This window comes from Pseudogulbenkiania sp. MAI-1 (genome assembly GCF_000527175.1).
In the GTDB taxonomy this organism is placed as follows: Bacteria; Pseudomonadota; Gammaproteobacteria; order Burkholderiales; family Chromobacteriaceae; genus Pseudogulbenkiania.
On sequence record NZ_AZUR01000001.1, the window covers coordinates 4120001 to 4143428 of the forward strand.

Here is a 23428-nt window from a genome sequence, read left to right on the forward strand (position 1 = left end):
CGGATCACCAGCACGTCCTTGCGGTCGGCCTTCTTGATGCCGGCTTCGGCCACGCTGAGTTCGACGCCGGCAATGGCGGCGAGCTGTTCGGGCTTAACGGGGTTCAGGTTGACGGGCATGTTGGGTTCTCCGGATGGTAAAGACAGTGGCCAGAAAGGCAGAGGTCAAGTGTACTGGAATCAGTCGTCGCTCTGCGATGCTTCGTTGAGGATGTCGAGCAGCGCGTCGCCGTAACGCGCGAGCTTGAGTTCGCCCAGACCGTAGACGCGACTGAGCCCGATGCGGCTGGTCGGGCGTTGTTCAACCAGTTCACGCAGCGTCTTGTCGGAGAATACAGCGTAGGCCGGCACGTTGTGTTCGTCAGCCACACCCTTGCGCCAGCGCCGCAGGGTCTGCCACAGCCGTTCTTCGCGCTCGGTGCGCAGCCAGCGGTCGGTATTGGCGCTGCGGCTCTTCTTGTCGTCGGCGAGCGGACGCAGGTAGACCTTTTGTTCGCCCTTGAGGATGGCGCGGCAGCCGTCGCCGAACACCAGCGACTGGCCGCGTGCGATATCGACCTGCAGCACTTTCTTCGCCACCAGTTGGCGGACGATGGAGCGCCAGGCGCGCTGGTTGAACTCGCGCCCGATGCCGAAGGTGGAGAGCTTGTCGTGGCCGAAGGCGGTGACGCTCTGGTTGGCGCGGCCCAACAGGACATCAATGACGTGGCTGGCGGCGAAGCGCTGCTCGACGCGGTAGATGCACGAGAGCAGTTTCTGCACCGGCAGGGTAGCGTCGAAGGTGATCGGGGGAGCGAGGCAGTTGTCGCAGTGGCCGCAGGGGGCACTCTGCTCGCTGAAATGGGCCAGGATGTGCTGGCGCCGGCAGCCGGCGGTTTCGCAGAAGGCGAGCATGGCGTCGAGCTTGCCGAGTTCGACCTGCTTTTGCAGTTCAGCCATCTCCGAGCCTTCGATCATCTGCGTCAACTGCACCATGTCGTTGAGGCCGTAGCACAGCCAGCTGGCGGCAGGCAGGCCGTCGCGGCCGGCACGGCCGGATTCCTGGTAGAAGTTTTCCGGGCTCTTGGGCAGGTCGATATGGGCGACGAAGCGCACGTCGGGCTTGTCGATGCCCATGCCGAAGGCGACGGTGGCGACCATCACCACGCCGTCTTCGCGCAGGAATTCGCGCTGGTGCGCGTCGCGCACTTCGTGGCTGAACCCGGCATGGTAGGGCAGCGCGCGGATGCCGTTCTCGACCAGCCATTGCGCGGTGTCTTCGACGCGCTTGCGCGACAGGCAGTAGACGATGCCGGAGACGCCGGGATAGTCCTGCTGGATGAAGGACAGCAGCTGCTTCTTGGCGTTGTGCTTTTCCACCACCTGGTAGAACAGGTTGGGGCGGTCGAAGCTCGACAGGAACACGCGGGCATCGGCCAGGTGCAGGTAGTGCAGGATGTCGGCGCGGGTCTGTTCGTCGGCGGTGGCGGTCAGCGCGATGCGCGGCACGGCCGGGAAACGCTCGGCCAGGATGCCGAGCTGCTGGTATTCGGGGCGGAAATCGTGCCCCCAATGGCTGACGCAGTGCGCTTCGTCGATGGCGAACAGCGCGATGTTCAGGCTGTTCAGGAACTCCAGGAAGCGCGGCGTCAGCAGCCGCTCCGGTGCCACGTAGAGCAGGTCGAGCGTGCCGGCACGCGCCTGACGCGCGATGTCGCGCGCTTCGTCCGGGGCGGTGGCGGAGTTCAGGCAGGCCGCGGCCACGCCTAGTTCGGACAGTGTGGCCACCTGGTCCTGCATCAGCGCGATCAGCGGCGACACCACGATGGCCACGCCGTCGCGCAGCAGCGCCGGAATCTGGTAGCACAGCGACTTGCCGCCCCCGGTGGGCATCAGCACCAGCGCGTGACCGCCGCCGCCGACGTGGGCGACGATCTCGGCCTGTTCGCCGCGGAAGGCGGGGTAGCCGAAAACGGTCTGGAGTATGGCGTGGGCGTCCGGCATGGAGGGCAAGAGTCGAAAGAAGGCGCCATTGTACGGCATGCGCCGGGTGGCGTCGCGCGCCGGGCGGGCAAAAAAAGAAGGCCACCGGGGACGTGGCCTTTGAAGGGGCAATATCACAATGCAGAGGAAATGCTAATGCCGCGAATGAGACGCAGCCCCGTGGACTAAAGTTCCCGCGCGTCGCCGATTGGCCGAAGCGCGCGCGCTGTGCGACACTGCCAGGGTGTATCCGGAGGTTCCCCATGTTTTACCGTGTGTCCTTGCTGGCCGTGACCGCCGCCCTGCTGACCGCTTGCGCCAGCACCCCGCCCGCCGCCCCCCAGCGCAGACCGGCCCAACTGCGTCCCCAGCCTGCTCCGAGCGCGCCGCAGCAGGCCAACGCCGACTGGCATAACCTGGGCGTGTCGCCCAACGGCAACATCCTGAACGAGATCGACAAGCTGTCGGTGCGCCGCCAGGGTTCCGTGGTAACCTTCCGCGACAAGAAGACCATCTTCAACATGAAGAAGGAAAACTTCCTGTCGACGCCGCGCCACAAGTATTCGATCAATACCTGGCAGATCGACTGCGCGAGCCGGACCTTCCGCCTGACCAGTGTCACACTGTTCGACGAAAACAGCCGTCTCGTCGCCAGCTACCTCTATAATGACAGCCAGATAAAACCGATGCCGGTGGTGCAAAACTCGGCCAGCTACCAGCAGATGCTGTTCGTTTGCGGTGGTGCTCAGCCCGTCTGAGCGGTCGACGGCGCGCCCGCCCGGCGCAAAAAAACAGGAAGATGCCATGGGCGCCATACGCCGTGTCGTATTCAACCAGAAGGGCGGGGTGGGCAAATCCACCATCGCCGTCAACCTCGCCGCCGTCGCCGCCCGCGCGGGACAGCGCGTGCTGGTGATCGATCTCGATCCGCAGGGCAACGCCAGCCACTACTTGCTGGGCAGCGCGCCGGCCGGCGACGGCCCGACGTTGGCCGACTTCTTCCAGCAGATGCTCAACATCAGCCTGTTCAGCAAGACGCCGCAGGAATACGTGGTGCCCACGCCGTTCGCCGGCCTGTCGCTGATGCCATCGCACCCGGAGCTGGCCGAGCTGATGGGCAAGCTGGAATCGCGCTACAAGATGTTCAAGTTGAAGGAGGCACTCGACCAGCTGTCCGCCGACTTCGATGAGATCTGGATCGACACCCCTCCCGCACTGAATTTCTACACCCGCTCGGCGCTGATCGCCGCCGACCGCTGCCTGATTCCGTTCGACTGCGACGCCTTCTCGCGTCAGGCGCTGTACAACCTGATGGGCAACACCGACGAGATCCGTGCCGACCACAACCCCGAGCTGCATATCGAGGGTATCGTGGTGAACCAGTTCCAGCCGCGCGCCAGCCTGCCGGCGCGCCTGGTGGCTGAGCTGAAGGAGGAGGGCTTGCCGGTGCTGGACGCCCCGCTGTCGGCCTCGGTGAAGATCCGCGAATCGCACCAGGCCGCCCAGCCGATGGTGTTTTTCGACGCGCGCCACAAGATCTCGCAGGAATTCGAGCGGCTGTACCGCCACTTGCACACCCGCTGAGCGTGAGCACCGGACATGCGCCGGATTCCCCCGCCCCGATTGATCCTGTTCACCGGGCTGCTGCTGACGCTGCTGCTGAGTGGCGAAGCCTGGCTGCTGGCCGACAACCGGCGCCAGCAGCAGCTCGATCATGATCAGGCCAGCGGCCGGGTGTGGCTGCAGACGCTGGCCTGGCAGCTTCAGGCCCGGCTCGATCACGCTCGCCTGCTGGCAATGCAGGCGACCCAACCGCCCCCCGGCGGGCTCGACGAATGGCTGAATGCCTTGCGCCAGCCAGATGCCGGCTATACCGAAGCGGCACTGGTAGAACGCATCGCCGCTGCCGAGCGTCCCGCCATGGAGGCTCGGCTAGGCCAGCCGGTGCTCGACTGGACCGCCGGCCGATTACAAGCAGCCCCCTCCCGCCCTTTCTATTACGTAGTGATGCAGCAGACCGGGGCTGCCGACAGACAAACGCCGATCGGGCTCGACCTGGGCGCCCGGGCCGACTGGATGCCCACCTTCGAGAGCGCTCTCAATACCCGCCGTCCCTTGCTGCACATGGCGGACGATCCGTCCTCGTCACGGCCGCGCCTGGATATCGTCAGCCCGGTGCCGCAACAGGCTCGCGTGCTGCGGCTGCGCCTCGATCCGTCAGCACTGCTGACCTCGCAGCCGACGAACGACGAGGCCCCGGCCAGCCGGCTGCGGCTGGTGGCCTGGCCGGCCCAGCAGAGCGGTGTGCCCTTGCTGGACAGCCATCCTGGGCATCCCTTGCCCACCACTCCACCGCTGCAAACGCGCAGCCTCCCGGCGGGCGGCATGACGCTGCAGTGCGCGGTATTCGCGCTGACCGCCCCGGCATTGACCTTGCAGGACCACGACCTGCTGATCCTCGCCCTGTCGGGAAGCGGTGCTCTGGCGCTGCTGATCCACCTCTACCGGCTCGGCCGCAGCAATCGCCAGTTCCGCCGAGCACTGCTGGAGAAACACGAAGAGGTGGAGGAAAGCAACCGCTCGCTGCGCCGCCAGCTGATCGAGCACCGCCGCGCCGAGCAGGCGCTGGCCGACAGCGAAGCACGCCAACGCGCCATCCTGGAGGCCAGTTCCGACGCCATCCTGTTGCTGGAGCACGACGGCACCGTGCGTGTGGCCAACGCCGCGGCGGCACGGCTGATCGGCCGACGCAGCGACCGCCTGCCGCGTCAGCCACTGGCTACGCTGTTCCCCGACTGGTACGACCCCGAGCGCAGCCGGCCATTCGCCCAGATCGCCGCCGAGTCTGACGGCGCCCCGTTCGAAGCACAGCTGCGGTGCGAGGACGGCAGCCGCCTGCCGGTGGAGCTGACGCTGAGCCGGGTGGATCAGCCGGATGACACCTGCTTCCTGCTGGTCTGCCGCAACATCCGCCAGCGCAAGGAGCAGGAAGCCGCCTTGCTGGAACTGCAGAGCAGCCTGGTCGGCCAAGTCGAGCGGCAACGCCAGCAGCTCACTGCGCTGCTCGACGCCAGTCCGCTTGCCATGGCCTACGTCGCCGATCACCGCTTCAAGCAGGTCAACCGCGCCTTCCTGGAGCTGTTCCGGCTGCCCGCTGCCGAGGTCGAGGAGCAATCGACCACGCTCATCTTCGAGTCGGCCGAGCAGTGGCAGCGGCTGGTACGGCTACTGCATGGCGTACTGCCGGAGGGGCCGGTGTGCCAGCAGGACATCCGCCTCCGTGACGGACAGGGCGGCGCCCTGTGGTGCCAGGTCTACGGCAAAGCGCTCGACCCGGCGCTGCCTGGGCTGGGCTCGGTGTGGATCTACCAGGACATTTCGGCGCAACGCGCCACCGAGGCGGCCCTGCGCGAGGCCAAGACCCTGGCCGAGGACACCAGCCGCGCCAAGACCGAGTTCCTGGCCAACATGTCGCATGAATTGCGCACCCCGCTGCACGCCATCCTCGGTTTCGCCGAGATGGGGGAACGCCGCAGCGCCAGCGACAACACGCCGAAACAGCAGCACTATTTCGAGCGCATCCACAGCAGCGGCAAGCGCCTGCTGACGCTGCTGAACGACTTGCTGGACCTGGCCAAGATGGAAGTGAAGCGGATGGAATTCCAGATGGAGCCGCAGGATATGTTGCGCTGCATCCACGAAGCCCGCGAGGAAATGCTGCCGATGGCGGCAAAACATGGCATTGACATTATACTGGAAACGGATGGTCCCACCCTGGTGGCCGAGTTCGACCCGCTGCGCATCGGCCAGGTGATGCGCAACCTGCTTGCCAACGCCATCAAGGTCAGTCCGCCGGCCGGCCGCATCACCATCCGCATCGCCACCCTGGTCGATGCTGCCGGGGTCGAATGGGTCGAGGTGACGGTCACCGACCAGGGTCCGGGCATCGCCGAGGACGAACTGGAGCCGATTTTCGACAAGTTCACCCAGGGTAGCGCCACCAAGACCGGTGCTGGCGGAACCGGGCTGGGCCTGTCCATCTGCCGCGAAATCGTGCTCGCCCATGGCGGCGTGATCAGCGCCGAGAATGCAGCCCACGGCGGCGCCGTATTCCGCTTCACCTTGCCACGCTGGCCACGGCCCGCCCCACACGGAACGGAGCATGATGGAACACACGCTACTCTTGGTTGATGACGAGCCGTTCAGTCTTGAGCTGATGAGCGAGCTGCTGGAAAGCGACGGCTACCGCACGGTACAGGCCGAAAGCGGCGAGGAAGCCTGGAGTCGGCTCGAGGCCGAGCACGAGCGCTTCTGCGCCGTGCTGCTCGACAAGATGATGCCCGGCCTGAGCGGCATGGAGCTACTGGCGCGCATCAAGGAAAATCCGGACATGGAACACCTGCCGGTGATCATCCAGTCCGCCTTCGGTTCGCCCGGCAGCATCCAGCAGGGCATGAGCGCCGGTGCCTTCTTCTTCCTCAGCAAGCCGTTTTCGCGCGACATGCTGCTGGCCGTGGTCAAGGCGGCAGTCAGCCACTGGGACCGCCAGCTGTACTTCCGCGAAATGGGGCTGCACCAGGAAGGCACCATGATGCTGCTGCAGGACGCCGAGTTCACCTTGCGCACGTTGCAGGAAGCGCACGCGGTGACCGCCTTGCTGGCGCGCGCCTGCCCGGTACCGGAGCGCGTGGCCAGCGGGTTGTACGAGCTGATCGCCAATGCCGTCGAACACGGCAACCTGGAATTCGACTTCCAGGACAAGCAGCGGCTGCTGGCCGAAGAAAACTGGGACAACGCGCTGGAGGCCCGGCTGGCCGACCCGGCCTACGCCCAGCGCCAGGTCAGCGTGCGCTTTCAACGCACCGCCGAGGGCATCACCTTCACCATCACCGATCAGGGACGCGGCTTCGACTGGCAGGCGGTGCTCAACGCCGGCCCGGCGGCACTGCTGCGCCCGCATGGCCGCGGCATCCTGCTGGCCAAGCTGAGCTCCTTCGACCAGCTCGAATACCCGGGCGACGGCAGCCAGGTCATCGCCCGCCTGCTGCTGTGAGTTTGTCTTCGGCAGCGTCGGGGCGCGCTCGCCAGTAGCGCGGAGCCTGCAGGCGGAAGGCGCTGACCCCGACCTCCCGGCCCAGTTCGATCCGCAAGGCCCCAAGCTGGTCGGTACGCAGCACTCCCGTTCCCTGCGCACGATAGCGTTCGAGTGTCTGCGGATGCGGATGACGGTAGCGGTTGCGATAGCCGGCGCTGAACACGCCCCAGCGCGGTGTCACCGCCTGCAGCAGCGCCTCGCCGGACGCACCACGGCTGCCGTGGTGCGGGGCCAGCAACACGTCACTGGCCAGCGCGCGACCGTAGCGCAGCACCAGTTCGTCTTCTTCGCGTTGTCCGATGTCGCCGGGCAGCAGCACCGCCTGTGTCATGGTCGCCACGCGCAACACGCAACTGTGCGCGTTGTCCTCGCCCGTGAGCCCCTCCGGCGGCCACAGCACGTCGAAGCGTACCCCGTCCCAGGCCCAGCTCTGCCCCGCTTGGCACGGCGCGGCATCGTCGCGGAACCCGGCCAGTGTCTCCGGCTGACCAGCCCACACCCGCGCCACCGGCAGGGCGGCCAGCAAGCCGGCCGCCGCAGCATCATGGTCGCTGTCGTGGTGGGACAGCATCAGCGCGTCGAGCCGCCGCACACCCAAGCCGGCCAGTTGCGGCAGCAGCACGCGCTCGGCCTCGCCCGGCCCGGTGTCGTACAACAGGTCGTGATGGGCGGTCTGCAGCAGCACCGACAAGCCCTGGCCGACGTCGAACACCTGCACCCGCAGCGTGGCCGGTGCCGGGCGCGGCGGGCTGTACAGCAAGGCCGGGGTGAGCAGCAGCGCCCCGAACGCCCGCAGCGGCACACCGCGCGGCGCGATCAGCCACAAGGAACCGAGCGCACCGAGCATCAGCAGCGGCCACGGCAGACCGGGGATCGACCACGGCGGCAGCACGGCGAGCTTGTCCACCGCCCAGAAGAAGCCTTCGGCCAACCACGCCGCCCAGTGCAGCGGGGCATCGAACGGCAGCGCCACCGCCGCCAGCGCCAACGGCGTCACCAACGCCGAGATGTAGGGGATCGCCACCGCGTTGGCAAAGGGCGACACCAGCGGCAGGTTGCCGAAGAACAGCGCCAGCGGCAGCAGCGACATCACCAGCGCCGCCCACTGACCGGCCAGCGCCGCGCGCAGCTTGCCGGGCGGACGGCGGCGCGCCAGCGTGGCGGCCATCAGCGCCGCCACCAGCCCGAACGACAGCCACAGCCCCGGCGCCAGCACGGAAAAGGGATCGATCAGCAACACCACAGTCAGCGCCAACCACCACACCTGGAACGGCGTGTAGGCGCGGCGCGAGGCCAGCAGCACCGCCGCGCAGGCGAGCATGAACAGGGTGCGCTGGGTCGGCACCGAGAAACCGGCCAGCAGCGCGTAGCCCAGCGCCGCCAGCACGGTGACGGCGGCGATCACCAGCCGCGGCGGCACGCTCACCGTTGGCCGCAGCCGCAGCCACCCGGCCGCCAGCAACGCCGCCAAACCGGCGACCATGGTGATATGCAATCCAGATATCGATACCAGGTGGGTCAGGCCGGTGCGCGAGAAGCGCTGCCAGTCCTCGCGCGCGATGGCCTGCTGCGCACCGACGGTGAGCGCGCCGATCAGCACCGCTTCACGCGTCTCGCCCAGCACCCGCTGGAGGCGGGCCTGCACGGCGGCGCGCAGGCGGTCGATGTATGCCAGCGCATCCTTGGCATCGTCCAGCCGCACCGCGCCCTTGCCGACCGAGCCGCCGGCCTGCAGCCCTTCCGACCACATCCACGCCTCGCCGTCGAAGCCGAACGGGTTGGCGGTGGCGTGGCGCGCCTTGAAACGCGCCGTGAGCCGCCAGCGGCTGCCGGCCGGCCAGTCGCCGCCGCGGTAGGCGTTCAGCTGGACTCGCGCCGGCAGCCGGGCCCCCGGCGTCAGTACCTGCTCCACCTCGGCGTTCAGCCGCACGCCGTAGTCGCCGGGATCGGGCAGGCCGCGCACGACGGCGACGAACTCGACCGGCCGCCCCTCCCATTGCGGCGCCAGCGCGTCGGCCAGCCGCAGCTCGGCACGCCAGCCGGCGTAGCCGAGCCCGGCCAGGCCGCACATCAGCCACAGCGCGGCCTGGCGACCACGGCCGTCGAGGCGCCAGGCGAGCACGGCGGCGCCCGCCAGCGCCGGCCCCAGCCAGCGGCCATCTGGCAGTTCGGGAAGGAAGGCGCACAGCGCGATGCCGGCGCAGAAGGCAGCGAGCAGGATCATCCCGCCATTTTATGGTTTTGACATGAAATGGCTAAGCCTGCGCGGTTGCCGCTGACCGCTCCTTGCCGTATCTTCGCCGCGTCGTTCACCGAAAGTCGTCCATGAGCCCCACCCCGCTGTACTGCGCCGAAGCGGCGCGCCGCGAGACCGCCCAACAACTGGCCGAGCGCTTTGCGCTGCCGCTGGTGCGGCAGCGGCCGACCGAGGGCTACTGGCTGGAACTGGGGCCGGAGCGGCTGGAGCTGCTCACCAGCGGCAAGCACGGCGCGGTATACGCCGAATTCGTCGAGGGGGCGGCCAAGCATCGCCGCGAACAGGGCGGCGGGCGCGGCCAGCCGGTGGCCAAGGCGGTGGGGCTGAAAGGTGCCAAGGAGCTGCCGCGCGTGGTCGACGCCACCGCCGGCCTCGGCGGCGATAGCTTTGTGCTGGCCAGCCTGGGCTGCGAGGTGACGCTGCTGGAGCGCTCGCCGGTGGCGGCAGCCCTGCTGTTCGATGCGCTGGAGCGCGCGCGCTGGCATCCCGACACCATGGACATCGCCCGGCGCATGACGCTGGTGCACGCCGATGCCATTTCCTGGCTCGCGGCCCAGGCCGAACGCCCCGAAGCGGAACGGCCGCAGGTGGTATTCGTCGACCCGATGTTCCCCGACACCGACAAGAAGAGCGCCGCCGCCAAGAAAGGGATGCAGGCGTTTCAGCAGGTGATCGGCGACGACCTCGACAGCGCGGCGCTGCTCGCAGCCGCCATCGCCGCCGCCACGGTGCGGGTGGTGGTGAAGCGCCCGCAGCGCGGCCCGGCCATCGAGGGCGTGAAACCGTCGGCGGTGCTGGAAGGCAAATCCACCCGCTTCGACCTCTACGTGATCAAAGCGCTGCGGCCGCAGAGCTAGGCTGCCGCCAAGGCTGGCCGCCGGCCCCCATGGCGAGTCCCCCTGAAAGCGGCCACATGCGTTACACTCCCTGCCCCGTGGCCCATGCCGTCAGCCCATCCCGAACCGCCGACGCCAGAGCCCCAAACCGCCCGTCAACCTTCCATCTGGAGCCAGCCGATGTCCGTTTTTTCCGTTGAATTCAAGGTGCGCGATTACGAATGCGATATGCAGGGCATCGTGAACAACGGGGTGTACTTCAACTACCTGGAGCACGCCCGCCATGAGTTTCTGCTGGAAAAGGGCATCGACTTCGCCGAGCTGGCGCGGCAGAACATCAATCTGGTGGTGGTTCGCTCCGAACTCGACTACAAGGCCTCGTTGACCAGCGGCGACAAGTTCGCGGTGACGGTGGCGTTCGAGCCGGTCTCCAAGGTGCGCTTCGGCTTCCGTCAGCAGGTCATCCGCCAGTCGGACAACAAGGTGGTGCTGGAAGGGCTGATCATCGGCACCGCCATCAACGAGCGAGGCCGCCCGGCAATTCCAGAGCAGTTCGCCGCCCAGATGGGGGCGTAAGTCCGGCCGCCGGCTCAAGGCATTCCGCCTGCGCCGCTACCCGAAGCGGCGCCACAGGCGCATGGCGCTATGCCCTCGCATCATGTCGCTGCCGGCTGTCTGCCGGTGCTTCGTCACGACGGTTCAGGCCGTAATCGCGCACCACCTGCGCCACCCGCAGCCGGTAATCGACGAATAAGCCGCTTCGGCCCGCCTGCTGCGCCTGCCGGTGCGCCTCCAGTTGCCGCCACTGTGCCACCGCCTCCTCATCCCGCCAGAAAGACAACGACAACAGGCGGCCTGGCGTGCTCAGGCTGGCAAACCGCTCGATGCCGAGAAAGCCATTCACCTCGGCCAGCCTCGGACGCAAGGCCTCGGCAGCAGCCAGATAGCTGGCTTCGCCATCCTCGGACAACGTCACTTCGAATATAACGGCAATCATACACTTCTCCCCCATTGGCTGAAGCAATACCAGCGGGCATTGGCCGATGGCTGCAAACGAGCGGCGGCGAGCAGCGCCGGCCAGTCCAGCGTCCAGTCCAGGCTGGCTTCGGCCACGGCCGCCGCCATGGTCTGCGCCAGTGCCGCCCCTGGACAACGGTGACGTCCGGCACCAAAGGCGAGCTGATGAGTCGCGGCATCCAGATTGGCGGTAGCCAGCCACACCAGCACGCCATCGCCGGCACGCACCTGCTGGCCGCCGATGTCGCCATCCACTACCACATAACGACGGGTGAGCTGCACCGGAGGCTCATCTCGCAGCACCTCGGTCAACCAGGCAGGAAAGTGTGCGGTATCAGCCGACAGCTGGGCGCGCAATGCGGCGTCGCCGGCCAGGCGATGCCAGAGCATGGCAATCAGGGCTGCGGTAGCTTCCCGAGTCTGCACCAGCAGACCCAGGATGTTGGCCGTACGGCTAGCGTCATCGGGCAATGCCTCCCTCAGGGCACTCGACAGCGGGGTTGCAGCCGCTTGGACGACCCAACCCAGCAACGGCCGTAGCGCAGCTTCGCCGGCGGAAACCATCCCTGGCGTCGCCTCTGGTCGCAAGGCCGCCAAGAGCGTCTGCAACTGCCGTTCATGGGTATCCAATGCGCCTGCAGCCAGCCCAAGCAGCTCAGCCATGCAGCCCAGAGGCAGCGACAAGGCCAGAGCATCCAGATCGGCACCGCTGCCAGGACGGGCGGCAGTGGCCGCGCTCCTGCAGGCCGCATGCACGGCAGGAAGGTCCACTGCCGCCAGCGCAGCCGCAACGGCAGGCTTGTGCCGCGACTGCCAATCATCGTCGCGCTGACGCAGCAGGCGAGCGAACCACTGACCCAGCTCATGAGATTGCAGCGCCGCCGGTACCGGCTCGTGTCGTGGACGCACCTGGCACAGCGGACTGGCCAGCACCTCACGCACGGCGTCAGCCGTGACCGCCACCCAGCTGCCGAGGGTGGCCTCGAAATAAAATCCGGGACCATGCAGTGCATGGCGACAACAGGCCACACCATCAGGGTGGCTCAAGGCGGCCAGTGGATTGGCCGTCAGAGAAATATCGGGAGTCATTGCCTTCCTTGCCGTGCAGTAACAATGGCGGCATGCTATGCCCGCTGGCCCCCGCGATGTTTCAGCCTGGAATGAAGTAAACGATGAATGACGATCTGCCCGACATCAGCCGCCTTGCCAGCCTGCTGGCCGACCCCGGCCGCAGCCGCATGCTGCTAGCGCTGCTGGATGGACGCATGCTGCCAGCCAGCGATCTGGCGGAAGCCGCAGGGCTGTCGGCACAGGCTGCCAGCAATCACCTGGCTCGCCTGTTGGATGGCGGAGTGCTGCGGGTGGAGCCACGCGGCCGCTACCGTTACTACATGCTGATGGACAGCAGCATGGCCCACGCCATCGAAGCGTTGGCCGCCGCCGCCCACGGCGGCGACCTGCAACGTCCCCGGCTGCGCCCCAAAGGCAATGCCGAACTGAGGCTGGCGCGGACCTGCTACCGGCACTTGGCCGGCCGCCTGGGCACAGCGCTGTGCGCGGCAATGGAGGAAGAGGGCTACCTGAAGCCGCACACCACGGCACACGGTTTCATCATCACCGAAACAGGGATCGGCTGGCTGCGAGAAGCGCTGGATATCGACTGCAACGCACCAGGCAGCCGGTCGCCCCTCATGGCACGCGCCTGTCTTGACTGGAGCGAGCGCCGCGACCATCTGGCCGGCCCGCTGGGTGAGGCACTGTGCACCGCCTTCCTGACCCACGCATTGGTCGCCCGACGCAGTGGCAACCGCTCGCTGGAAGTGACTGACGCCGGCGGGGAGTTCCTGCGGCAGCACTTCGCACTGACACTGTAGCCCCGGCCACGCAGCCTACTGGGCGATGGTACGCCGCATCGACAGCGCCTGAACGCGATCAGGAAAGAACGACCGGGCCAGGGCGAGAGTGCAGTAAAATCAATCCTCTTCACCCCATCGCCACCAAGGACACCGCATGGACGACTCCCGCCTCACCGACCTCGAAGTCAAAGTGGCCTTCCAGGACGACCTGCTCGACGCGCTGAACCTGACCGTCACGCGCCAGCAGCAGCAGATCGACTTGCTGCAGGAGCAGATCCGCATGCTGTACCAGCAGCTGCGCAGCAACCAGCCGGGCAACGACACGCCGGCCGGGCACGAGATTCCACCGCATTACTGACGTCCAGGCCGCCAGAAGTCCGCAAAAAAGCCGGACCCTGATGGTGTCCGGCTTTTGTCATCATGCGGCCCGCCCTCACTAGTCCGTCACGGTTTCTTCCTTTCCCTGGAAACGATGGCTTCGATGTTCTTGCGCGCAATCAACTGGATCTTCTGCGGAGCGGGAGCGCAACAGGACGTCTCGCCGGGCTGCGGCGGCGCACAGCAGGAGGCGGTGTCAGCAGATGCCGGTGCGACGTCCTTCTCCGCATCGCGGAAGGTCGGCGCGCTCTCCAGCGTGTGGTAGGTCTCCCAGGCGATGCCGGACGGGTCCTGCACCCAGTGCTTGTCGGATTTGGCGTAGCAGCAGGTCGTGCCTTCCTCGGACAGCGCCGCCATGCCGGCGGCGTCGATGCGGGTCTTGAGTTCCGCCAGTTCCTCGGCGTTCTCGGCCTGGATGCCGAGGTGATCGAGTCCAGCCTTGGCGCCGCGCTGGCTGATGGCGAAATTGACACGCGGGTCGTCCAGCATCCACTTGGCGTAGTCGCGCTTTTCCACCGTCGGCGCCGCGCCGAACAACGCGGAATAGAACGCCACGCTCTGCGCCAGATCATCCACCGATACGTGCACGTGCAGTCGTTTCATGGGTCACTCCCGGAAAGTAAAAGGTTGGCCGAAAGCCGCTCAACAGCAGCCGTCGGTAGCCGCCGAGGCGCGGCAGCAGTTCTCGCTGAGATAGGCGAGCAGCGCCGTCATCTCGGCAAAGCGCGCCGAATAGATCACGTAGCGCCCGTCCTGCCGTCCCTCGATCAGCCCGGCATGCGCCAGTTCCTTGAAGTGGAACGACAACGTCGCCGGGGCGATCGCCAGCGCCTCACCTACCTGTCCGGCCGAGCGGCCCGCCGGGCCGGCCTCGACCAGCAGGCGGAAGATCGCCAGCCGCGACTCCTGCGCCAGCGCCGCAAGCATTTTCACTGCCTGATTCGATTCCATATTTTTACATTTATCGAAATATGGAATTATATTAACCGACACGCCCCGTCCTGCCAAGCCCACGCCGGGAAGCGGCGTTTGTTTTGCAACAACGGCGCCGATCTCCATTAAAATGGCGATTTTGCCGTCGCCCGGGAGCCCCAACGTGAATCCGAATCTTGCCCTGCTGCAGCCCTACCCCTTCCAACGGCTGCGGTCGCTGCTGGCAGGCGTGACGCCGCCGGCCGGGCTGTCCCACGTCAACCTGTCGATCGGCGAGCCCAAGCACCCCACCCCGACCGTAGTCAAGGAAGCGCTGGTGGGCGCGCTCGATGGTCTGGCCAGCTACCCCGCCACGCTGGGCTCGGATGCTCTGCGTGCCGCCTGCGCCGGCTGGGCCGAGCGCCGCTACGGCCTCACACTCGACCCGCTGCGCGAAGTGCTGCCGGTCAACGGCAGCCGCGAGGCGCTGTTCGCCTTCGTGCAGACGGTGATCGACGCCTCCGGCGCACACAAGCCGGTGGTGATCTCGCCCAACCCGTTCTACCAGATCTACGAAGGCGCGGCACTGTTGGCCGGCGCCGAACCGTACTACGTCAACTGCCTGGCCGAGAACCGCTTCCAGCCCGACTGGAACGCCGTGCCCGAGGCAGTATGGCGGCGAACCCAACTGGTCTTCGTGTGCAGCCCCGGCAACCCCACCGGCGCAGTGATGAGCCTGGCCGACTGGCAGAACCTGTTCGAGCTGTCCGACCGCTACGGCTTCGTCATCGCCTCGGACGAATGCTATTCCGAAATCCACTTCGGCCAGCCGCCGCTGGGTGGTCTGCAGGCCGCCAAGCAACTCGGCCGCGATTTCCGCCGCCTGGTGATGTTCACCAGCCTGTCCAAACGCTCCAACGCCCCCGGCCTGCGCTCCGGTTTCGTTGCCGGCGACGCCGCCCTCCTGGAAAACTTCCTGCTCTACCGCACCTACCACGGCAGCGCCATGAGCCCGAGCATCCAGACCGCCAGCATCGCCGCCTGGAACGACGAAGAACACGTCGGAGCCAACCGCGCGGCGTATGCCGCCAAATTCGAGGCGGTTCACGCCAAGCTGGCCGAAGCCTTCGCTGTCAGCCTGCCGGATGCCAGCTTCTACCTGTGGGCGCGCGTGCCCGGAGGCGACGACCAGACCTTCGCCCGTGCGCTGTTCGCCGAGGAGCACGTCACCGTGCTGCCCGGCTCGCTGCTGGCGCGCGACGCCCACGGCGTCAACCCGGGCGCCGGCTACATCCGCATCGCCCTGGTGGCGCCGCTGGCCGAGTGCGTGGAAGCCGCCGAGCGCCTGGTACGCTTCGCCCGACGTCACGCCTGAACCGAAAAGCCACTACAATGACCACCATCCATCTTGCACAAGGACTGAACCACATGCACCCGATCCAGACCCTGATCGAAGAGGCGTTCGAAAAGCGCGCCGAAATCACCCCGGCCACCGTCTCCGCCGAACTGAAGGCCGCCATCGGCCAGGTCATCGACGAACTGGATTCCGGCCGCCTGCGCGTCGCCGAGAAGATCGACGGCGACTGGGTCGTCAACCAGTGGGTCAAGAAAGCCGTGCTGCTGTCCTTCCGCATCCGCGACAACGTGGTGCAGGACGACGGCGTCAGCCGCTACTTCGACAAGGTCGACACCAAGTTCGCCGACTGGAACGAGCAGCGCTTCCAGCAGGCCGGCTTCCGCGTGGTGCCGGGCGCAGTGGCTCGCAAGGGCTCGTTCATCGCCAAGAACACCGTGCTGATGCCGTCCTACGTCAACATCGGCGCCTACGTCGACGAAGGCACCATGGTCGACACCTGGGCCACCGTCGGCTCCTGCGCCCAGATCGGCAAGAACGTGCACCTGTCCGGCGGCGTCGGCATCGGCGGCGTGCTCGAACCGCTGCAAGCCAACCCGACCATCATCGAAGACAACTGCTTCATCGGTGCGCGCTCCGAAGTGGTCGAAGGCGTGATCGTCGGCGAAGGCTCGGTGATCTCGATGGGCGTCTACATCGGCCAGTCCACCAAGATTTACGACCGCGAAACCGGCGAAGTCAGCTACGGCCGCATTCCGCCGGGCTCGGTGGTGGTGTCCGGCAACCTGCCGTCCAAGGATGGCAGCCACAGCCTGTACTGCGCCGTGATCGTCAAGAAGGTAGACGCGCAGACCCGCAGCAAGACCAGCATCAACGACCTGCTGCGCGGCGTGTAAGCCCTTTCCCGCCTGCCCGACAGCCCGGCCGATCCGGGCTGTTTTGCTGGCGGGGTACACCCGGACACCCCCCGTTTCGTTGTGTGCGCCGCAACAGAACAGACTGTTCCACCCTCCGGATTTGGCGCGCGCCAATACAACAGGATAAAATCCGTCAATCGCCCGCCTAGGGCCCATACGCTCTTGCTTCATTAAGACGCAACCGAATTGTCCGTGTCCCAAGACGACTCATTCATCGAATTCAGACAGGTCCGCTTCGCCTACAACGATCGGCCGATCCTGACAGACATCAACCTGCGCATCCCGCGCGGCAAGCTGGTCGCCATCATGGGCGGCAGCGGCAGCGGGAAGACCACGCTGCTGCGCCTGATCTCGGGTCAGTACCGCCCGCAGCATGGCGCGGTGCTGGTCGACGGCCAGAACGTCGCCACCATGAACGCGCGCGAGCTCTACGCCCATCGCCGCCGCATGGGCATGCTGTTCCAGTTCGGCGCGCTGTTCACCGACCTGTCGGTACACGACAACGTGGCGTTTCCGCTGCGCGAGCACACCAAGCTGCCGGAGTCGATGATCGCCGACCTGGTGACGATGAAGCTCAACGCCGTCGGCCTCAGGGGCACGCAAGCGCTGATGCCGGCCGAACTGTCCGGCGGCATGGCGCGCCGCGTGGCGCTGGCGCGCGCCATCGCGCTCGACCCGGAAATCATGCTCTACGACGAGCCGTTCACCGGCCTCGACCCGATCTCGCTCGGCGTCATCGCCCACCTGATCAAGAAGCTCAACGACGCCTTGGGCACCAGCGCGGTGATGGTCACCCACGACGTGCACAAGTCGCTCGACATCGTCGACTACGTCTATTTCGTCTCCAACGGCAGCATCGTCGCCGAAGGCACGCCGGACCAGGTGCGCGCCTCCGACTCGCCGTGGGTGCACCAGTTCGTGCACGGCGAGGCCGACGGCCCGGTGCACTTCGCCTACCCGGCCGAGCACAGCCTGGCCGACGACCTGGGCCTGGGAGCTACTCATGCTTGACACCCTGACCGCCCCGCTGCGCCACCTCGGCCACGTCACCATCAACGCCATCTGGCGTCTGGGCTTCGCCAGCCGCTTCCTGGCAGCCATCCTGCTGCTGTCCGGCCAGAGCTTCCGCCGCCTGCATCTGACCGTGCGTGAGGTGTACTTCGCTGGTGTGCTGTCGTTGATCATCATCGTGGTATCCGGCCTGTTCGTCGGCATGGTGCTGGGCCTGCAGGGCTACAACACACTGTCGCGTTTCGGCTCGGCCGACGCGCTGGGCGCGCTGGTGGCGCTGTCGCTGCTGCGCGAACTGGGCCCGGTGCTGGCCGCGCTGCTGTTCGCCAGCCGCTCCGGCAGCGCGATGACCGCCGAGATCGGCCTAATGAAGGCCACCGAACAGCTCGACGCCATGAGCGTGATGGCGGTCAACCCGATCGCCCGCGTGGTGGCGCCGCGCTTCTGGGCCGGCGTGATCTCGATGCCGGTGCTGGCCGCCCTGTTCAACGTCACCGGCATCTTCGGCGGCTATTTCGTCGGCGTGCAGTTGATCGGGCTCGACGAAGGCACCTTCTGGTCGCAGATGCAAAACTCGGTCGACCTGCACAACGATGTCATCAACGGTCTGATCAAGAGCCTGTTCTTCGGCATCGCCGTCACCTTGATTGCCGTTTTCGAAGGCTACGACGCCACTCCGACCGCGGCCGGCGTCTCCTCGGCCACCACGCGCACCGTGGTCACCTCCGCCCTGGTGATCCTGGCGCTGGACTTTGTGCTGACCGCCTTCATGTTCTAGGAAAAGAAACCGTAATGAAACGCTCGACGATTGATTTGTGGGTCGGCATCTTTGTCGCCATCGGCATTGCCGCCGTGACCTTCCTGTCCCTCAAGGTGGCCAACCTGACGCCACAGAGCGCGGAGGCCAGCTACCCCTTGTACGCCGAGTTCGACAACATCGGCGGCCTCAAGGTCAAGGCGCCGGTCAAGTCCTCCGGCGTGGTGGTCGGCCGTGTGGCCAACATCGAACTCGACACCCAGCGCTACCTGGCCAAGGTCACCTTGTCGCTGGACAAGCGCTACCAGTTCAGCCGCGACACCAGCGCCGAAATCCTCACCGCCGGGCTGCTCGGCGAACAGTACATCGGCCTGGTGCAGGGCGGCGATCCGGACAACCTGAAACCCGGTGAACGCATCGGCCTGACCTCGTCGGCGCTGGTGCTGGAGCAACTGATCGGCAAGTTCATGCTGAACTTTGCCGAAAAAGGCGCTGCCAAAGAAGAAAGCCCCGCCGGCAGCAGTGGCGCGCTGTAAGCTCGCCGCCCGCCGGCTGCCCCATGACCCGTCTATAAAAGCGTGAACAATCATGAAGAAACTGCTCATTACCCTGGCCATGATGTTGGGCCTCACCGTCCCGGCGCTGGCCGCCGACTCCCCCGTCGACATGGTGCGCGGCACCTCGCGTGAAGTCTTGGACCTGATCAAGCAGGATGACGGCAAGAACAGCGCCAAGATCCGCGATCAGGTCGAGAAAGTGGTGCTGCCGAAGTTCGACTTCCAGCGCATGACCGCGCTGGCGGTCGGCCGCGGCTGGCGTGAAGCCAACCCGCAGCAACAGACCGAGTTGACCCAACAGTTCCAGAGTCTGCTGTCGCGCACCTATTCCTCCACCATGACACGCTTCAAGAACGCCCAGGTCGACATCAAGCCCAACGCCGTCTTCGCCAACGACGGCCGCGAAGCCACGGTGAAATCGGAAGTGACGCTGCCCAGCAACGGCGAGAAGAAGCCGGTGGCGATCGACTACACCCTGTACAAGACCCCGCAGGGCTGGAAGGTGTACAACGTCAGCGTCGAGGGCGCCAGCCTGGTAACGGTGTACCGCAACCAGTTCAACGAGGAAATCCGTAAGAACGGCATCGACGGCCTGATCAAGGTGCTGCGCAGCAAGAACGACAACCTGGCCAAGGGCGCGGGGGCGTAATGGCGGACACGGCCGCTTCCGGCAGCTTGCAGCTCTCCGGCCGTATCGACATGGATTCCGCCGCCGATCATCTGGCTCGCTTGAAACGGCAGCTGAACGGTTCGTCGATACAGGAACTGGACCTGTCCGGCGTCACCGGCGCCGACTCGGCCGCGCTGGCACTGCTGCTGGAACTGCTGCGCCACGGCCGGGAGCGCGGCAACGCGTTGCGCCTCGGCCCGTTGCCGCCGACACTGGCCAGCCTGGCCCGCCTCTACGGGCTCGACGAACTGCTGGACGGCCATTGCAGGAGCCGGTCATGAGAATCGCCCCCCTCCTGCTGACCGTGGCGCTGGCCGGCTGTGCCAGCACCGCGCAAAGCCAGCTCGATCCACTCGAGCCGGTAAACCGCGCCGTCTACCGCTTCAACGACACCGCCGACCGGGCCGTGCTCAAGCCGGTCGCCGAAGGCTACCGCGCCGTCACCCCGCGCCCGGTCCGCATCGCCGTCGGCAACTTCTTCGACAACATCCGCGACGCCTACAGCGCCATCAACAACGCGCTGCGTGCCGACGCGCAGAAGGCCACCAACGACGTGATGCGCGTGGCGATCAACTCCACCTTCGGCCTGCTCGGCCTGATCGACATCGCCACACCGGCAGGCCTCGCCAACAACAAGACCACCCTGGGTGATACCTTCGCCTCGTGGGGCTGGAAGAACAGCAGCTACCTGGTGCTGCCGCTGTTGGGCCCCTCCACCGTGCGCGACGGCCTCGGCACCGCCGCCACCCTGGCCGCCAACCCCGAGCCGGGCGTGGTCTACCAGACCCATACCCAGCTGACCGCCGCCAGCGTGCTCAACGCCGTCAACACGCGCGCCCGGCTGCTCGGCCTGGAACAAACCGTGGACGAGGCCGCGCTCGATCCCTACTCCTACCTGCGCGACGCCTACCTGCAACTGCGTGCCAAACAGGTCGGAGCCGAGCTGCCCAAACCGTCATCTGAGGACGAAGAACTCGACATCGACCAGCTGGTGGCCCCGCCTGACGCCTCCGCCCCGCAGTAAGCCCCATCTCGGAGGCTTCGACCAACCGGCCGCCCATGGAGGCAGCCGCCATTGACCGAAGCCTCCCGTCCATAAGTCCGCCTCTCTTGGGCAATACTGCATCACCCCATGCCAGACCGCTAAAAACGAGAATTCCCTTATAACCAGTAGGCGAATGACCGACCTGCCGTTAAACTCGCCGGTTACATCAGATCACCGAGAACCATGGCACGTCGCACCCGAGAAGAAGCCGAGCAAACCCGCTGCCGCATCCTGGACACCGCCGAGGCGCTGTTCAGCACGCATGGCGTTTCCCGCACCACGCTGGCCACCATCGCTGGTGCCGCCGGCCTGACCCGCGGCGCCGTCTACTGGCACTTCGTGGACAAGCTCGACCTGTACCGGGCCATGCTCGACCGCATCATCCCCCACTTCGATACCCGCCGGAACGAATTGCAACAAGCTGCAGCACACGACCCGGCGCAGGCGCTGTGGAGATTCAGCAACACTCTGCTCAGTTCGGTCGCCCAAGACCCACGCCTGCAGCGCGTGCTGCAAGTCATCTTCCTGCGTACCGAGCACGTCGACGAACTGGCGCCGGTCCAGGAGCAGTGCGTCGCCAAGATGCGCGAGGCCCACTTCACCCTGACCCAGATCCTGCTGGCAGCCCAGGCCCGCGGCCAGTTGCAGCCGCACGTCCAGCCGGTGATGGCGGCACAGTCGTTGCAAGCGCTGCACGACGGCCTGCTGCGCATCTGGCTCGCCGACGCGCAACGCTTCGACTTGGCGCACGACACGCCGGCATTGCTCTCCAGCCTGTACCACGGCCTGTTCAAAGCCGAGGTGCTGGAACAACTTTCCCCCCGCCCCTGAGCCGGCGGTATAATTCTCCCCTTTTACCCGACTCCCATCCGCCATGGTCCCGGCCATCGACATTTCCTCGGTCAGCAGACGCTTTGGCCAGCTGCAGGCCCTCGACAACGTCAGTTTCAGCGTCGAACCCGGCGAATTCTTCGCCCTGCTCGGCCCCAACGGCGCCGGCAAGACCACGCTCATCTCCGCCATGGCGGGCCTGACGCGCCCGGACAGCGGCACCATCCGCATCATGGGCCACGACGTGGTGCGCGACTACAAGGCGGCGCGCCAGAGCCTGGGGGTGGTGCCGCAGGAACTGGTGTTCGACCCCTTCCTGACGGTGCGCGAGACGCTGCGCTTCCAGTCCGGCTACTTCGGCCTGACGCGCAACGACGCCTGGCTCGACGAGCTGCTGTTCAAGCTCGGCCTCGCCGACAAGGCCGACGCCAACATGCGTGCGCTGTCGGGCGGCATGAAACGGCGCGTGATGGTGGCGCAGGCGCTGGTGCACCGCCCGCCGGTGATCGTGCTGGACGAACCGACCGCCGGCGTCGACGTCGAACTGCGCCAGAGCCTGTGGAGCTTCGTGCAGGAGCTCAACCGCGCCGGCCACACCATCGTGCTGACCACGCACTACCTGGAAGAAGCCGAGGCGCTGTGCAACCGTATCGCCATGCTGAAGAAGGGCCGGCTGGTGGCGCTGGAAGAGAAGGACAAGCTGCTGATGCGCAGCAACGAGCGCGACGTAGCGCTGAAGCTGTCGGCCGAGCTGCCGCCCAGTCTGCAAGCTCTGCAGTTGCGTCAGGAAGATGGCCGCCACATCCTGCGCCTGTCGGAGATCGGTGCGCTGGAAGGCGTGCTGGCGACCCTGCGCGAAGCCGGGGTGGAGGTGCGTGAACTGGGCCTGATCGAAATGGACCTGGAAGACGTGTTCGTCAGCATGATGCAAGCGGGAGGCCATTGATGCAGGGCTTCCTGACCCTGTTCCGCAAGGAACTCGTCCGCTTCTGGAAGGTCTCTTTCCAGACCGTGGCGGCGCCGGTGCTGACCGCGCTGCTCTACCAGCTGATCTTCGCCCACGTGCTGTCCAGCCACGTCGAAGCCTACCCCGGCGTGAGCTACACCGCCTTCCTGATTCCCGGCCTGGCGATGATGTCGATGGCGCAAAACGCCTTCGCCAACAGCTCGTCCAGTCTGATCCAGTCCAAGATCACCGGCAACATCGTGTTCCTGCTGCTGCCGCCACTCACCGCGCTGGAGTTCTTCGCCGCCTACCTGCTGGCCTCGGTGGTGCGCGGGCTGGCGGTCGGCGCCGGCGTGCTGCTGATCACCTCCTGGTTCGGCCTCAGCCTGCCCGCCCACCCGCTATGGGTGCTGGCCTTCGCCCTGCTGGGCTCGGCGGTGCTGGGCACGCTGGGCGTGATCGCCGGCATCTGGGCCGAGAAATTCGACCAGCTGGCGGCGTTCCAGAACTTTTTGATCATGCCGCTGACTTTCCTGTCCGGCGTGTTCTATTCGATCCACAGCCTGCCGGCCTTCTGGCGCGCCGCGTCGCACGTCAACCCGGTGTTCTACATGATCGACGGGTTCCGCTACGGCTTCTTCGGCCAGGCCGACGTCAGCCCCTGGCTGTCGTTCGGCGTAGTCGGCACCAGTTTCATTTTGCTGTCCGCTCTGGCATTGTGGCTGCTTCAGCGTGGCTACAAGCTCAGACACTAGGACAGTTCGCGAGGATTAAACGTATGGCTACAACCGAACAGGTCAAACAGTACATCGCCGCCGGTCTCGACTGCACCCATCTCGAGGTGGAAGGCGACGGCCATCACTTCTACGCCGTGGTGGTGTCGGAAGCCTTTGCCGGCAAACGCCTGATCGACCGGCACCGTCTGGTCAAGGAAGTGATCAAGGAACAGCTGCAAAGCAACGAGATCCACGCGCTCTCCATCGTCAAGGCGCAGACGCCGGACGAGTGGGCCAAACAACAGGGCTAAT

Annotated in this window: 27 protein-coding genes (1 of these 27 only partly in view); 20 read left to right on the plus strand and 7 right to left on the minus strand. The window is 66.4% G+C overall.

The window, feature by feature from the left end; genetic code table 11:
- On the minus strand, positions 1-119 hold the beginning of the coding sequence (argJ, locus tag PSEMAI1_RS0119335; RefSeq protein ID WP_024304455.1) for a bifunctional glutamate N-acetyltransferase/amino-acid acetyltransferase ArgJ. The gene continues 1099 nt to the left of window position 1, outside the view; only the first 119 of its 1218 coding nucleotides appear in the window; the start codon lies at positions 117-119; its stop codon lies off the left edge, out of view.
- A gap of 60 nt (positions 120-179) precedes the next feature.
- Positions 180-1982 (minus strand): DNA helicase RecQ, encoded by a 1803-nt coding sequence (recQ, locus tag PSEMAI1_RS0119340; protein WP_036986349.1) that lies wholly within the window; start codon positions 1980-1982, stop codon positions 180-182.
- A 242-nt stretch (positions 1983-2224) separates the two neighbouring features.
- Here recQ and PSEMAI1_RS0119345 point away from each other — a divergent pair, with 242 nt between their 5' ends.
- Genes PSEMAI1_RS0119345 through PSEMAI1_RS0119360 form a run of 4 tightly spaced genes read left to right on the plus strand, consistent with a single transcriptional unit; the run spans position 2225 to position 7014 of the window.
- Complete coding sequence (locus PSEMAI1_RS0119345; protein ID WP_024304457.1) at positions 2225-2719, plus strand: surface-adhesin E family protein; 495 nt, start codon at positions 2225-2227, stop codon at positions 2717-2719.
- 55 nt (positions 2720-2774) lie between these two features.
- The gene (locus PSEMAI1_RS0119350; RefSeq protein WP_024304458.1) at positions 2775-3545 is read left to right on the plus strand and encodes a ParA family protein; all 771 of its coding nucleotides are present in this window, start codon (positions 2775-2777) and stop codon (positions 3543-3545) included.
- A 15-nt stretch (positions 3546-3560) separates the two neighbouring features.
- Complete coding sequence (locus PSEMAI1_RS0119355) at positions 3561-6152, plus strand: ATP-binding protein (RefSeq protein ID WP_024304459.1); 2592 nt, start codon at positions 3561-3563, stop codon at positions 6150-6152.
- Positions 6124-7014: a response regulator gene (locus tag PSEMAI1_RS0119360; protein ID WP_029770853.1), complete on the plus strand. Its 891-nt coding sequence runs from the start codon at positions 6124-6126 to the stop codon at positions 7012-7014. Before PSEMAI1_RS0119355 ends, PSEMAI1_RS0119360 begins: the two co-directional genes overlap by 29 nt.
- On the opposite strand, the gene PSEMAI1_RS0119365 is transcribed toward PSEMAI1_RS0119360, so the two are convergent.
- Positions 6992-9280 carry a DNA internalization-related competence protein ComEC/Rec2 gene (locus PSEMAI1_RS0119365; RefSeq protein WP_024304461.1) on the minus strand — a complete coding sequence of 763 codons (2289 nt, stop codon included), beginning with the start codon at positions 9278-9280 and terminating at the stop codon, positions 6992-6994. The genes PSEMAI1_RS0119360 and PSEMAI1_RS0119365 overlap by 23 nt on opposite strands.
- A 101-nt stretch (positions 9281-9381) precedes the next feature.
- On the opposite strand from PSEMAI1_RS0119365, the gene PSEMAI1_RS0119370 reads away from it, so the two are divergent.
- Both PSEMAI1_RS0119370 and PSEMAI1_RS0119375 read left to right on the plus strand, forming a co-directional pair.
- Entirely contained in the window at positions 9382-10170 is a 789-nt protein-coding gene (locus PSEMAI1_RS0119370; RefSeq protein WP_024304462.1) for a class I SAM-dependent methyltransferase, read from the plus strand.
- 159 nt (positions 10171-10329) lie between these two features.
- Positions 10330-10725: a thioesterase family protein gene (locus tag PSEMAI1_RS0119375; RefSeq protein WP_024304463.1), complete on the plus strand. Its 396-nt coding sequence runs from the start codon at positions 10330-10332 to the stop codon at positions 10723-10725.
- A gap of 67 nt (positions 10726-10792) precedes the next feature.
- Here the strand turns inward: PSEMAI1_RS0119375 and PSEMAI1_RS0119380 are convergent, their stop codons facing one another.
- Together PSEMAI1_RS0119380 and PSEMAI1_RS0119385 are read right to left on the minus strand one after the other, a co-directional pair.
- On the minus strand, positions 10793-11146 hold the full coding sequence (locus PSEMAI1_RS0119380) for an antibiotic biosynthesis monooxygenase (protein ID WP_024304464.1): 354 nt from the start codon (positions 11144-11146) through the stop codon (positions 10793-10795).
- Entirely contained in the window at positions 11143-12255 is a 1113-nt protein-coding gene (locus PSEMAI1_RS0119385; RefSeq protein ID WP_024304465.1) for a cytochrome P450, read from the minus strand. The genes PSEMAI1_RS0119380 and PSEMAI1_RS0119385 overlap by 4 nt, the downstream gene beginning before the upstream one ends.
- A gap of 83 nt (positions 12256-12338) precedes the next feature.
- On the opposite strand from PSEMAI1_RS0119385, the gene PSEMAI1_RS0119390 reads away from it, so the two are divergent.
- A complete protein-coding gene (locus tag PSEMAI1_RS0119390) occupies positions 12339-13040 on the plus strand; it encodes a helix-turn-helix transcriptional regulator (RefSeq protein ID WP_024304466.1) in 702 nt (233 codons plus the stop codon).
- A 136-nt stretch (positions 13041-13176) separates the two neighbouring features.
- Positions 13177-13380 (plus strand): SlyX family protein, encoded by a 204-nt coding sequence (locus PSEMAI1_RS0119395; RefSeq protein ID WP_024304467.1) that lies wholly within the window; start codon positions 13177-13179, stop codon positions 13378-13380.
- 86 nt (positions 13381-13466) lie between these two features.
- On the opposite strand, the gene PSEMAI1_RS0119400 is transcribed toward PSEMAI1_RS0119395, so the two are convergent.
- Both PSEMAI1_RS0119400 and PSEMAI1_RS0119405 read right to left on the minus strand, forming a co-directional pair.
- On the minus strand, positions 13467-14003 hold the full coding sequence (locus PSEMAI1_RS0119400) for an ArsI/CadI family heavy metal resistance metalloenzyme (RefSeq protein ID WP_029770854.1): 537 nt from the start codon (positions 14001-14003) through the stop codon (positions 13467-13469).
- A 39-nt stretch (positions 14004-14042) separates the two neighbouring features.
- Positions 14043-14351 (minus strand): helix-turn-helix transcriptional regulator, encoded by a 309-nt coding sequence (locus PSEMAI1_RS0119405; RefSeq protein ID WP_024304469.1) that lies wholly within the window; start codon positions 14349-14351, stop codon positions 14043-14045.
- Positions 14352-14496: 145 nt separating this feature from the next.
- On the opposite strand from PSEMAI1_RS0119405, the gene dapC reads away from it, so the two are divergent.
- The 12 genes from dapC to PSEMAI1_RS0119465 all read left to right on the plus strand — a co-directional run bounded on the left by dapC (position 14497) and on the right by PSEMAI1_RS0119465 (position 23427).
- On the plus strand, positions 14497-15687 hold the full coding sequence (gene dapC, locus PSEMAI1_RS0119410) for a succinyldiaminopimelate transaminase (RefSeq protein WP_024304470.1): 1191 nt from the start codon (positions 14497-14499) through the stop codon (positions 15685-15687).
- A gap of 53 nt (positions 15688-15740) precedes the next feature.
- Entirely contained in the window at positions 15741-16562 is an 822-nt protein-coding gene (dapD, locus tag PSEMAI1_RS0119415; RefSeq protein WP_024304471.1) for a 2,3,4,5-tetrahydropyridine-2,6-dicarboxylate N-succinyltransferase, read from the plus strand.
- Between the two features lie 213 nt (positions 16563-16775).
- On the plus strand, positions 16776-17594 hold the full coding sequence (locus PSEMAI1_RS0119420; protein WP_024304472.1) for an ABC transporter ATP-binding protein: 819 nt from the start codon (positions 16776-16778) through the stop codon (positions 17592-17594).
- Positions 17587-18372 carry a lipid asymmetry maintenance ABC transporter permease subunit MlaE gene (gene mlaE / locus PSEMAI1_RS0119425; protein WP_024304473.1) on the plus strand — a complete coding sequence of 262 codons (786 nt, stop codon included), beginning with the start codon at positions 17587-17589 and terminating at the stop codon, positions 18370-18372. The genes PSEMAI1_RS0119420 and mlaE overlap by 8 nt, the downstream gene beginning before the upstream one ends.
- 14 nt (positions 18373-18386) lie before the next feature.
- Entirely contained in the window at positions 18387-18887 is a 501-nt protein-coding gene (gene mlaD, locus PSEMAI1_RS0119430; protein ID WP_024304474.1) for an outer membrane lipid asymmetry maintenance protein MlaD, read from the plus strand.
- A gap of 52 nt (positions 18888-18939) precedes the next feature.
- Positions 18940-19557: a phospholipid-binding protein MlaC gene (locus tag PSEMAI1_RS0119435; RefSeq protein WP_024304475.1), complete on the plus strand. Its 618-nt coding sequence runs from the start codon at positions 18940-18942 to the stop codon at positions 19555-19557.
- Positions 19557-19859 carry a lipid asymmetry maintenance protein MlaB gene (locus tag PSEMAI1_RS0119440; RefSeq protein ID WP_024304476.1) on the plus strand — a complete coding sequence of 101 codons (303 nt, stop codon included), beginning with the start codon at positions 19557-19559 and terminating at the stop codon, positions 19857-19859. The genes PSEMAI1_RS0119435 and PSEMAI1_RS0119440 overlap by 1 nt, the downstream gene beginning before the upstream one ends.
- On the plus strand, positions 19856-20602 hold the full coding sequence (locus tag PSEMAI1_RS20765) for a VacJ family lipoprotein (protein ID WP_024304477.1): 747 nt from the start codon (positions 19856-19858) through the stop codon (positions 20600-20602). The genes PSEMAI1_RS0119440 and PSEMAI1_RS20765 overlap by 4 nt, the downstream gene beginning before the upstream one ends.
- A gap of 204 nt (positions 20603-20806) precedes the next feature.
- Complete coding sequence (locus PSEMAI1_RS0119450; protein ID WP_024304478.1) at positions 20807-21454, plus strand: TetR family transcriptional regulator; 648 nt, start codon at positions 20807-20809, stop codon at positions 21452-21454.
- A 43-nt stretch (positions 21455-21497) separates the two neighbouring features.
- Complete coding sequence (locus PSEMAI1_RS0119455; protein WP_024304479.1) at positions 21498-22400, plus strand: ABC transporter ATP-binding protein; 903 nt, start codon at positions 21498-21500, stop codon at positions 22398-22400.
- On the plus strand, positions 22400-23155 hold the full coding sequence (locus tag PSEMAI1_RS0119460) for an ABC transporter permease (RefSeq protein ID WP_024304480.1): 756 nt from the start codon (positions 22400-22402) through the stop codon (positions 23153-23155). Before PSEMAI1_RS0119455 ends, PSEMAI1_RS0119460 begins: the two co-directional genes overlap by 1 nt.
- Before the next feature lie 23 nt (positions 23156-23178).
- The gene (locus PSEMAI1_RS0119465) at positions 23179-23427 is read left to right on the plus strand and encodes a BolA family protein (RefSeq protein WP_024304481.1); all 249 of its coding nucleotides are present in this window, start codon (positions 23179-23181) and stop codon (positions 23425-23427) included.
- The last annotated feature ends 1 nt before the right edge of the window (position 23428 follow it).